Source organism: Pseudomonadota bacterium (assembly GCA_039815145.1).
GTDB lineage: Bacteria > Pseudomonadota > Gammaproteobacteria > Steroidobacterales > JBCBZW01 > JBCBZW01.
Genome location: JBCBZW010000152.1, coordinates 1 through 10,761, shown reverse-complemented (window position 1 = coordinate 10,761; position 10,761 = coordinate 1). Strand labels below are relative to the sequence as shown.

12 protein-coding genes are annotated in these 10,761 nt (G+C 64.6%); 4 read left to right on the top strand and 8 right to left on the bottom strand.

Annotated features, from left to right (window positions below):
* Positions 1-767 (bottom strand): DEAD/DEAH box helicase (locus AAF184_22230; protein ID MEO0425069.1); only part of this gene is annotated, 767 nt, incomplete at its 3' end.
* 113 nt (positions 768-880) lie between these two features.
* Between AAF184_22230 and AAF184_22225 the strand changes: the two genes are divergently transcribed.
* Positions 881-2,389 (top strand): Fic family protein, encoded by a 1,509-nt coding sequence (locus tag AAF184_22225; protein ID MEO0425068.1) that lies wholly within the window; start codon positions 881-883, stop codon positions 2,387-2,389.
* Positions 2,390-2,458: 69 nt separating this feature from the next.
* Here the strand turns inward: AAF184_22225 and AAF184_22220 are convergent, their stop codons facing one another.
* The 3 genes from AAF184_22220 to AAF184_22210 all read right to left on the bottom strand — a co-directional run bounded on the left by AAF184_22220 (position 2,459) and on the right by AAF184_22210 (position 4,678).
* Positions 2,459-3,094: a hypothetical protein gene (locus AAF184_22220; GenBank protein MEO0425067.1), complete on the bottom strand. Its 636-nt coding sequence runs from the start codon at positions 3,092-3,094 to the stop codon at positions 2,459-2,461.
* A 158-nt stretch (positions 3,095-3,252) separates the two neighbouring features.
* Positions 3,253-4,080: an ankyrin repeat domain-containing protein gene (locus tag AAF184_22215; protein MEO0425066.1), complete on the bottom strand. Its 828-nt coding sequence runs from the start codon at positions 4,078-4,080 to the stop codon at positions 3,253-3,255.
* 40 nt (positions 4,081-4,120) lie between these two features.
* On the bottom strand, positions 4,121-4,678 hold the full coding sequence (locus tag AAF184_22210) for a DUF427 domain-containing protein (protein MEO0425065.1): 558 nt from the start codon (positions 4,676-4,678) through the stop codon (positions 4,121-4,123).
* A 132-nt stretch (positions 4,679-4,810) separates the two neighbouring features.
* On the opposite strand from AAF184_22210, the gene AAF184_22205 reads away from it, so the two are divergent.
* Positions 4,811-6,013, top strand: a complete 1,203-nt coding sequence (locus AAF184_22205) for an aminotransferase class V-fold PLP-dependent enzyme (protein MEO0425064.1) — start codon at positions 4,811-4,813, stop codon at positions 6,011-6,013.
* Positions 6,014-6,044: 31 nt separating this feature from the next.
* On the top strand, positions 6,045-6,548 hold the full coding sequence (locus AAF184_22200; GenBank protein MEO0425063.1) for a GNAT family N-acetyltransferase: 504 nt from the start codon (positions 6,045-6,047) through the stop codon (positions 6,546-6,548).
* Here the strand turns inward: AAF184_22200 and AAF184_22195 are convergent.
* The 4 genes from AAF184_22195 to AAF184_22180 form a co-directional block, all read right to left on the bottom strand.
* Entirely contained in the window at positions 6,545-7,090 is a 546-nt protein-coding gene (locus tag AAF184_22195) for a pseudouridine synthase (GenBank protein ID MEO0425062.1), read from the bottom strand. The two genes, AAF184_22200 and AAF184_22195, sit on opposite strands and share 4 nt — an antisense overlap.
* 179 nt (positions 7,091-7,269) lie before the next feature.
* The gene (locus AAF184_22190) at positions 7,270-8,343 is read right to left on the bottom strand and encodes an MBL fold metallo-hydrolase (GenBank protein MEO0425061.1); all 1,074 of its coding nucleotides are present in this window, start codon (positions 8,341-8,343) and stop codon (positions 7,270-7,272) included.
* Between the two features lie 41 nt (positions 8,344-8,384).
* The gene (locus tag AAF184_22185) at positions 8,385-8,783 is read right to left on the bottom strand and encodes a nuclear transport factor 2 family protein (GenBank protein ID MEO0425060.1); all 399 of its coding nucleotides are present in this window, start codon (positions 8,781-8,783) and stop codon (positions 8,385-8,387) included.
* A gap of 100 nt (positions 8,784-8,883) precedes the next feature.
* Positions 8,884-9,729: an N-formylglutamate amidohydrolase gene (locus AAF184_22180; protein ID MEO0425059.1), complete on the bottom strand. Its 846-nt coding sequence runs from the start codon at positions 9,727-9,729 to the stop codon at positions 8,884-8,886.
* 591 nt (positions 9,730-10,320) lie between these two features.
* Here AAF184_22180 and AAF184_22175 point away from each other — a divergent pair.
* On the top strand, positions 10,321-10,761 hold a 441-nt coding region (locus AAF184_22175), incomplete at its 3' end, for a type III secretion system chaperone (GenBank protein MEO0425058.1).

The window sequence follows — 10,761 nt, the reverse complement described above, 5'->3', positions numbered from 1 at the left end:
TCCGCGTGTTGCATGTCGGGCACGGGGACGGAGACCTGGAGCTTGAGGCGTGGGGGCGAGGCGGCGTCGACGATTTCGACTTCGCGGTCGCCGCCTAGGTAGGCGGCTACCTGGTCGAGAGGGCGGACGGTGGCGGAGAGGCCGATGCGTTGGGGGTCGCGGTCGCATAGGGCGCTGAGGCGTTCCAGCGAGAGGGCCAGGTGGGCGCCGCGCTTGTTGGGGGCCAGGGCGTGGACCTCGTCGATGATGACGGTCTCTACGCTGGCGAGCGTGGCGCGGGCCTTGGAGCCTAGGAGGAGGAAGAGGGACTCGGGGGTGGTGACGAGTATCTCGGCTGGATCGCGTTGCTGGCGTTGGCGGTCGCGCTGGGGGGTGTCGCCGGTGCGGATGTCTACGCGGGGGGTGTGGTAGGGGTGGTTTAGGCGGTCCGCGGTGCGGGCGATGCCGGCGAGGGGGGCGCGGAGGTTGCGTTCGATGTCGTAGACGAGGGCCTTGAGGGGGGAGATGTAGAGCAGGCGCACGCCGCCCTCGGCCTCCTCCTTATCCGCAGGCGCCGGAGGGCTCGCGGCGAGGCGGTCGATCGCCCAGAGGAAGGCGGCCAGGGTCTTGCCGCTGCCGGTGGGCGCCACCAGGAGGGCGTTGGCGCCACGGGCGATCACCGGCCAACCGCGCGCCTGGACGTCGGTGGCGTGGGGGAACTGTTCGTCGAACCACGCGCGGGTGGGGCTCGCGAACTGTTCGAGGGGAAACTGTGGAGGCCGCTTCATCAGGGGAGTGAGTCTAGCGCGCCACGGAGGACCTCTTTGCCGCCCACGATGCCGCAAATTGCTTAGCCGAGATCGCTAACCCCACTACCGAACCCAGATCCATAGCGCTCGGTATGGACATGCCCGGTAGTGGCGCGATATGGAAATACGCGCCAAATAAAGTCAGATCCCGCCCTTTTCTGGCGCATATTCGTCGTTTGCGACATATAATCCAAGGGATGCCGAAACAGATACCGTCAGAAGAGCTCAGCGCAATCTTCGCAATCGTCGCGGCTCACCCCGAAGGCATGCCCGTGAGCCGAATTCGGGCCCAGCTCCCGCACGGGATGGCCAACCGAACCCTCCAGCGACGTCTCGCACTCCTCGTCCAGCAACAGCGCTTGGTCGCGGAGGGAAACTCGAGAGGCCGCCGTTACCGCGTTGCCTCTCCCAGCGTTTCCGGTGGGGCCACTCTTACCGACGGACGTAGCGATACGATTCGAGCTCCAGGCGAGGTGTACGTCCCGCTCTCGCCTGAGGGGGAGCAGATCAGAGAGACCGTTCGCGCCCCGATCCAGCACCGCAGCCCGGTGGGTTATCAGCGCGATTTCCTAGAGGACTATCATCCGAACGAGACCTACTACCTGCCCCAGGAAACACGCGCTCGATTGCTGGCGATGGGACGCCCACCGCACGCCGACCGGCCGGCGGGCACCTACGCGCGCACCATCCTAAGCCGCCTGCTGATCGATCTGTCCTGGAACTCGAGCCGCCTGGAGGGCAACACCTACTCGCTGCTCGAGACCGAACGTCTACTCGTCATCGGCGAGACTGCAGATGGAAAGGACGCGCTGGAAGCGCAGATGATCCTCAACCACAAGGCCGCCATCGAACTGCTGGTGGACCAGGCCGACGAGATCGGATTCAACCGCTTCACCATCCTCAACCTACACGCATTACTAGCTGACAATTTGCTCGCCGATCCCGAAGCGGGCGGTCGTCTGCGACGGATTCCTGTCGGCATCGAGGGTACGGTCTACCACCCCCTCGAAGTTCCACAGCTCATCGAAGAGTGCTTCGATGTGCTGTTGACCAAAGCCACAGCTATCGCTGATCCCTTCGAGCAGGCTTTTTTTGCGTTGGTGCACCTGGCGTACCTGCAGGGCTTCGAGGACGTCAACAAGCGCGTGTCGCGATTGGCCGCGAACATTCCACTCATTCGCGGAAACTTATGCCCGTTGTCGTTCGTGGACGTACCGGAACGGGCCTACATTGATGGAGTGCTGGCGACCTACGAGTTGAATCGCATCGAACTGTTGCGTGACGTATTCGTCTGGGCGTACGCACGATCTTGTGCGCGATACTCAGCGGTGCGCCAATCGCTCGGTGAGCCTGATCCATTTAGGCTCCGATACCGTGAGCAGGTGGGCAGGCTTGTCCCCGAGGTCGTGCGCCGGCGATTAGACAAGCGAGGCGCGGTGGCGCTGGCGCGAGAGCGCGCTGCGGCTGAGGTGCCGGCGGTGGATCAATCGCGTTTCGTGGAAGTTGTGGAAACGGAGCTCATGAGCCTCCACGAAGGGAACATCGCGCGCTATCGCCTGCGGCCGGAAGAGTTTCGCGAGTGGTCTCGGGGTTGGAAGTGAGGGCGTCAAAGCGAGCGGCGCTGGAGGCTGTGAAACAGGACTGACCGAGGGTTCGACCGGCGCTTGACCCTAGACTCCATTCCCGCAGATCAAGTTATAGGGCACGGTGCGAACGTCGCAAGATGACAACCGAGTCCACCACTGCATAAGGTCTTCTAGATCCTCGAATCCCTCGATCGGATCGTTTGGATCCGTTTGCAACTCTGCAGGAATGACGATTCCGTAACCTAGCAACCCTCGACTCTCACTGAACAGAAAGAGTTGGCGCTCCTCCTCGCCATTGTGTTCCCTAACGCTTGAGATCAGCCAGACCCCTCGAGCATAGGACTCAAGCCCCAAGTTGATTTGCTCTGGGAAGTGGTGGACGCTAAATCGCCAACCCGCTTTATCATTCCAGGCTGCGTCGTAGTCGAGTTGAATACCCTTCGGAATCGAAAGCCTGAAGTCAGGCGTCTCGATGCAGTACGACCCGATCGTGCTGCAGTCGTAAACCTCTTCCACCGAAACTGCACTCGAAGCCCACAGTGCCTGCTCGGCATGAAGCCCCTGAACTCTTATACGACGTGGCAGCAGAGATGAGACATTCAAATAGGTCGCGGTTGGAGTAGACCTCTCCGCCTCCGGAATCTCCTGCGCAACCACCAAGCCAGTCTGCGCGCTGGTTGCCAACAGCAGGATTACCAACACCGATTTGTACAGAGTCATTTACGTATGCGATCCCGACGCTCTTCGCAGAAAAGCAAGACTAAGAGGCAGGATAACACCGCAGCCCCAGACTCAGCGCTGCATGCGTCGCTTGGTCAATGGCCGGTCGCGGCGAGCTTTACTGCCGCTGAAATCTACAAGGAAACACTGCACATTCATCACAACCCCAGATCGACACCATGCTCTTTCAACCAGGTAACCACATCTTGCCAGTACTTCGCCTGTTTGCTGCCGCTAGGGAATCCCTGGAAATGGACAACGCGATCGCCCAGCGAGTTTCCGAAGTCGTCCTTCTGGTCGAACTTGGCTCCCAACATGAGCAGTTCGTACACGGTGTCGAATCGCATCACCTCAGCGGCCGCCATCACAGGCGTTTGCCCCCCAGCCGGCACTCCATCGATCGCGAACGGCCCGCTCACAGCATCAATGTCGGCCCCCGCATTGATCAGCAACAGCATCGAAGATCGATTACCTTCTCCCGGGACCCCAATAGTCTTGAACAGCGGAGGTTCAGGTGGATGACCAGCGCTCAGATTTGGGTCTGCGCCGTACTCCAGGAGAAGCTCAAGGAATCTACTGTCCCTGTGCCTGGCCGCCCAATGGATCAATGAGCTCTGCCCGAAGCGCCTATCCGGATCCGCGCCGAGCGCCAACAGTTGCTCGAAACCACTCAGACTAGACCCCCGCAGAGCGCAGAAGAGCGGCACAACTCCCTGCGCGCCTTCTGAGTTGACGTCCACCCCCTCTGCCACCAAACGCGCGACCACGCGCTTCTTTCCACGTGCGGCAGCTCGGGCCAACGCCTGCACGCGCTCGTCCGCGAACATCTGCTCGATGCGCATTCGAGCAAGCAGCGTATTGCGCTGACGCAGTCGCAGCTCCTCCTCGAGCGATTCCATTCTTGGAATGTCGACATCCTGTGCATGGCAGTCAGAAGCAAAGACCACCATCACCAGCGTGGCGATGACAAGAAATCTGAAAATCATGGTCGACAACTAACACGACCCTTTGCTGCGGCAGCCGCGCTCACCAACCCTGCGTACCAGGATCCCCTTTGAAGGGTCCGATCACTTCATCCGTGATCCATCCGCCGTAGAACTCACTCGACTGCGGCCTGACGCGCTCGCCGTCCACGTAGCACTCCACACGGGAAGGGTAGAAGCACAACCAACCGGCGATGGACTCGAAGGGTTCAAACGGCTTGTCGTAGCACCACGCGACCTTCGCTACCCTAGCCCCCTCGGGATGCACAAAATCCCAGTAGCGCGCAGCACCCTTCCACTCGCAAAGACTCTCGCCCTGCGCCGGGCGCAAGTGTTCCGTGTCCGCATCCTGAGGAGGTAGGTAGAAGGTGGGCGGGCTAGCCGTCTCGAGAATCCGCTTCGCCTGACGCGTACGCGCAAGCTCTATGCCGCTGGCGACCACCACCACCTCGCGCGGGTCGGCCACCAAGCTCGGCGGCCGGGGGTAATCCCAAACGGACTCTTGGCCTGGCCCGGTGGGATCGGCGAACGCAGGGCGTGCCTGGCCGCGGTGGCTCCAGCCCTCACGGGATTTCTTCAACCAATCGGGGATCTTGGCCATGCACTCACCTGCGTTTGAACGTGCCGACAGTCTAGCTTTTCCAGACGCGTTGATGCCTACAGGCTAGACGCCCTTTCCAGGTTGCCCCCACGCGATACCATGGTCCATCGATAGTGAGCAGGCACATCAGGCATGGGCGCGACCAACCACCGAGACCACTGGACCCTCGACCCCGACATCGCCTTCCTCAACCACGGCTCCTTCGGCGCCTGCCCCCGCCCCGTGCTCGCCGAACAACAGGCCTGGCGCGATCGCCTGGAGCGCCAACCGGTGCAGTTCTTCGCCCGCGACCTCGCCGGCCTGCTCGACGAAGCCCGTGCACCCCTCGCCCAGTTCCTGGGCTGCGCCCCAGCGGACCTCGCCTGGGTCACCAACGCGACGGCGGGCGTCAACGCGGTGCTCCAATCCCAGCCCTTGGCACCGGGCGACGAACTCCTCACCACGGACCACGAGTACAACGCCTGCCGAAACGTCCTCGACTACGTGGCCGCACGCACCGGCGCACGGGTGGTGGTGGCAACGCTACCCCTCCCCATCGAGGAGCCCGCGCATGTCGTCGACACGCTGGTGCGCGCCGTCACCGCGAACACCCGTCTCCTGCTCGTCGATCACGTGACCTCGCAAACGGGCCTCGTGCTGCCGATCGCGGCTATCGCCAAGGCGATGCGTGAGCGCGGCATTCGCGTGCTCGTGGACGGCGCTCACGCCCCGGGCATGGTGCCCGTCGCCTTAGATACGCTGCCGGTGGACTACTACACCGGCAATTGCCACAAATGGCTATGCGCACCGAAAGGCGCAGGCTTCCTCTGGGTCGCCGCGCAGCATCAGGAAGAGGTGCGACCGGCCATCATCAGCCATGGCGCCAATGCTCCGACGGGCGAGCGCTCGCGCTTTCGCAACGAGTTCGATTGGAACGGGACTTCTGACCCCACGGCGATGCTCTGCGTGCCGGCCGCGTTGCGCTTCATGGGGGAACTGCTCCCCGGCGGCTGGCCCGCCCTGCGCGAGCAGAACCGCGCCCTCGCGCTGACTGCGCGGGAACTCCTTATCGACGCCCTAGGCGGCGCGCCCCTCGCCCCGCCCGAGATGATCGGCTCCATGGTGGCCCATCCCCTGCCGCCGAGCCGCGACGCCTCGCCGCCAACGTCCATGCTGTACGCGAACCCGCTGCAGGAATCGCTCCTGCGCGAACACCGCATCGAGGTCCCCATCGTGCCCTGGCCGGCACCACCCGCTCGCCTCGTGCGCATCTCGGCGCAGCTCTACAACGAGCTTGACGAGTATCAGCGGCTCGTAGCAGCGCTTCCGGACGCTCTCGCGAGAGACCTAGCGTGAGCACTCCTCGCCCCAGCCGCGGACACACCCGATGATTCTGCGCGAGTTCCTAGAGTCAGACCTGGAGCGCCTCGTGGAGTTGGCGAACAACCGCAAGGTGTCGCGCTACCTCATCGACACCTTCCCTTACCCGTACACGCCTGCGGATGCGCGGTGGTGGATCAGCGAGGGCTGCAAAGCTAACGAAGCAATCAGCAGAGTGATCACACTCGAAGGCGGAGAGCTCATGGGTGCGGTTGGGCTCACGCCCCAGCAGGGTTGGCGCGCGCATATCGCAGAGATCGGCTGTTGGGTGGCAGAACCGTTCTGGGGCCGCGGCATCGCTACGCAGGCGGTGACAGTCATGACCGAGGCAGCCTTCGCAACACACGGCTTTCGCCGGTTGATTGCGCCCGTGCTGGCGCCGAATGCGGCATCCGCGCGCGTACTGGAGAAGTGCGGCTACCGCTGCGAGGGACGGCTGCAGGAAGAGGTGAAGCGGGACGGCGTGTTCTACGACATCCTCCACTACGCGCGAACCCGCGAAGGCACCTAGACCTCGAGTTCCGTCCAGGTGCCCGTGGCGATGCCATCGAGGGTCCAGGAGCCCACCCGGTAGCGAATCAGACGCAGCACCGGAAAGCCGACCGCCGCCAGCATGCGCCGCACCTGCCGATTGCGCCCCTCGCGGATCGTGAGGCTCACCCAACGATCGGGGACCGTCTTGCGCACGCGCACCGGCGGATCGCGCGGCCAGAGACTCGCGGGCTCATCCATCAATCCCGCCTTCGCCGGCTGGCACGGCCCGTCCTTCAGCACCAGCTTGCCATCGCGCAACGGGTCGAGATCGGCATCGTCAGGATCGCCTTCCACCTGCGCCCAGTAGGTCTTGCTCATCTTTGCCCGGGGGTGGGCGATGCGGTGCTGGAGCGCGCCATCGTCGGTCAACACCAGGAGACCTTCGCTATCCCGATCCAGGCGGCCCGCCGGATAGACCCCGCGCACATCCACGTAGTCAGCGAGAGTGGTCCGGTGCTCGGCGTCGGTGAACTGCGAGAGCACGCCCCACGGTTTATTCAGCAGAATGACTCGCGCCATGCTTAATGCAATTGTTAGCGTTCTGGCACGTCAGTTCGTTGAAGAATACGCACGGGGCATTTTGTTCCTGAGTGCGGCGCGACGACGCGCGTGGCAGGCCCCACGGGAGGAGGAGCAACGTGCTCAGGGGCAAAAAGCACCCGCGTATTCTTCAACGAACTGACGTGACAGGACACTAGTCAGGCCTGCTGATACCAATCGACTCCGTCCGCGTCGCGCTCAGCTCGCACCAGACCGCGCCGCTCCAGCTGGCGCAGATGCGCCAGGGCCTCACCGGTGGCGATCGTCTTCTCGCCGCTCTGGATCGGCCGGCTGAACAGCACCCCGAAGGTGTCGAGCACACGCAGGGGCTCGCGGCAGGCGCGATACAGATCATCGAGCGAACTCTTATGATGATCGATGAGCTGGGTCAGGCGCTCCTGCGCCCCGTAGAAGGGCAGTCCGTGGGATGGCAGCACCAGCGTGTCCTCGGGCAACTCCGCCCGCAGCGCCGCGCAGGACTCGAGCCACTCCTCCAAGGGGTTGGCTTGTGGCTCGGTCGGCCACACGCTCACGTTGGAGGAGATGCTCGGCAGGATCTGATCCCCAGCGATCACCACCTTGAGCTGCGGGCAGTACAGGCACGCATGCTCCGGTGAGTGGCCACGCCCTACCAACACGCGCCACTCGTGCTCGGCCAGCAGCAAGCGTTGCCCGTCTTGCAGGCGCACGTACTCCCGAGGCGGGGGTACCACCGCCGTGGCGAACAGGCCGAAGGTGCTCGTGTAGTGGCCGAGGGCCTTCTCGCTGAAGCCGGCGGCGCGGTAAAAAGCGAGCGCCTCCTCGGGCGGCTCCCCCGGGGCGTCGTTGCAGAGCATGCGGCCGTAGAGGTACTCCCCACGCGTCATGTGCAGGGGCACGCCGTGGCGTTCGCACAGCCAGCCTGCGAGCCCCATGTGATCCGGGTGCATGTGTGTGCAGATCACGCCAGTGACCGGTTTACCTGCCAAAGGGCCCGCTTCCAGCTGCGCCCAGAGCTCGCGGGTGGTGTCCGTGCTGATCCCGGTGTCCACCAGCGTCCAGTGGTCTCTACCTTCGAGCACCCATAGGTTGATGTGCTCCAGGGAGAAGGGCAGCGGCATGCGCAACCAGTGCAGCTTCGGCGCCACCTCGATCAGCTCGCCTGGCGCCGGGGGCGTCTCGAAGGGAAAGCTGAGCGACGAGGCCGGCACCTCAGCGGGTGAGGCGGGGTCGAGATCGATGGGTTCGCTCACGATTGGAGGTCTCCGCTGGGGCGCGCGGCCGTGGGTGACGGTCAGGCTTCGAGGGCGATGACCGGCGCTTCGCTGTGCACGCGCTGCGTGCGCCATACCACGCGCGGCGGCTGGCCCGGATCGGCGTGGAGCACGTAGACCTCCAGGCCCTCGGACTTCTCGCGCTCACCGTCCAGAGTGAAGTCCACCTCGAAGCTCATGTGGCACACGGCGGTGGGGCCGTAGTCCTGCGTATCGATGCTGTTGATCGTGAGCTGGATGTCCGTGGCGGCATCGACGAACTCGCGGTAGCTCGCCATCATCGCTTCGCGGCCTTCGAGCTTCTCATCGCCGAAGGGCATGAGCATGACCACCTGCTCGTCGAAGTAGGCGGCGAGATCGTCCCAGCGTCGCTGCAACCAGGCATCGTTGAGGGCACGGATTGTGGATTCTGCTTCCATTCAGTCTCGGGTCCGTCGAGGGTGGGCCGCGGCCCCGCGGGCCTACCGGATATCGCGAGGGCCCGTACGCTGGCGGGCCCGGTGTGTCGCTGGGCTGGCGCTAGCGCGCTGTGCTGTCGCCGCAGCCGTCGCTGTGGGGCCGCGACCCCTCCGCCAGATCCACCTGGCGGGCACCGCTGATCAACGGCGCGAAGACGCGGTACAGCACTTCCGCCCAGTGGCGGATACCTTGGGCGTCGAGAATGAGGTCGTTGCGCACTTCGAGCGCCACGTGGGGCAGGTCAGCCGACTCCGCATGGTGGGCCATGGTGAAGAAATTCGGTAGGCGACCGGAATACGGCTGGTTGTCCCCCACCTCGATGCCGTCGAGCTGGCTGAGCGATTTGATCAGGGGCAGCGAGAGACGTGGATCCTGATTCCACAGCACGCCGACGTGCCAGGGCCGAGACTCTCCCTGGAACACGGGGGTGCAGCTGTGGATGGCGATCACGGCCGGGAGTATGCGCCGCTCGCGCATGCTGTCCAGGTGGCCGGTGATCGCATTGTGGTAGGGCCAGAAGCAGCTGCGGGCGCGCGCCTGGCGCTGCGCCTCGGTCAGGTCTTCATTGCCGGGCACACGCGTGCCGTCGGCCACCGCCGGGAAGGCCACGGGGTGGTCGTGCGGGTAACGGTTCGGATCGATCACCAGGCGCGAGAAGTTGGACAGCACCGCCGGCGCATCGAGCAGGCGCGCCAGGTGGCGGGTGACGGCGGCGGCACCGATATCCCAGGCGATGTGTCGAGACAGCTCTTCATCGCTCAACCCCAGACGATCGAGGGCCGCTGGCACCTCCTGCCCCGCGTGATCGCATACGAGCAGCGCGTGCGCGGCGCCCGTTGCATTGACGATCTGGTAGGGCGGCAGGTCGGTTGGACCGAGCAAAGGAAGTGCTGATATGTCAGTCATCTACGCTCGCATTGGACAAGAAAAGGTGGCCGCATCGCAGCCTAGCGTTCGACTATACGGAGCCGCGGAGGACTTGTGAACCAACCCGGCCCGGTCGGCGAGACGGAAATCCACGACGGCTTTTTGGCCGTCATTTCCCGGCCCGGCGGCGCCGCGCAACGTTCCTCACGCCGGCCGTGCTGACAGCCTGCTCCGGCGAGGGTCCGGCCTCGACGCGCAGAACGCCCGCCTTCCAACCGGATATGACGTCGCAGATTTGCCGCTTCAACCGCTGGTCAGCGCTCACCGTCGATCGCGGGCAGCGCGGCCGAGTGCGACGCCCGGGCCACCGCCCTCGCCCCGCTCGACCGAGGGGACGGGATCACCCTGGCGGAGGGTGCCGGCCTAGCGGTTTGCTTGGGCGAGCGGGCCATCGATACCTCGGGTGCTCCCGTTCTGGCCGAGTTCGCAACCAACTCGATGGATCGTCGATTATCGAGGGGAATGGGCAGCGAACGCTGGCGCGTACCAGAACCGCTCGACGTCTCGGCGCGTGCAGCGACGGCCCCGAGTTCGCTACCCTGACGTCATCCGATCACGGGAGCGAAGAATATGGCGTCAAACGGACTGGTGCGCGGCGTAGCGGTGTTGCTCAGCATCGTATGGGCGGGACTCGTCTCGGCGCAGACGCCCCTGCCTCCCGGCCCCCCTGCGGCACCGCCGGGTGCCGGCATGACGCCAGAGCAGATGGCGTCGGTCGTCCATCGCATCGATCCCGAGGCGCGCCTCGAGGGCAACGTGTGGGAGTTCGACGTCGACGGCACGTCCCTGGCGCTCGTCTTCGACGTCGGCGCAGACCGCATGCGTCTCATGCTGCCGGTGGCCGCCGCGGACGAGCTGACCGACGCGATGCTGCGACGCCTGCTCCAGGCGAACTTCGACACGGCCCTGGACGCCCGCTACGCGATCGCGCGCGACACACTCTGGGCAACCTTCATCCATCCCCTGAGCCCTCTCACGGAAGATCAATTGCTTAGCGCGATCAGCCAGACC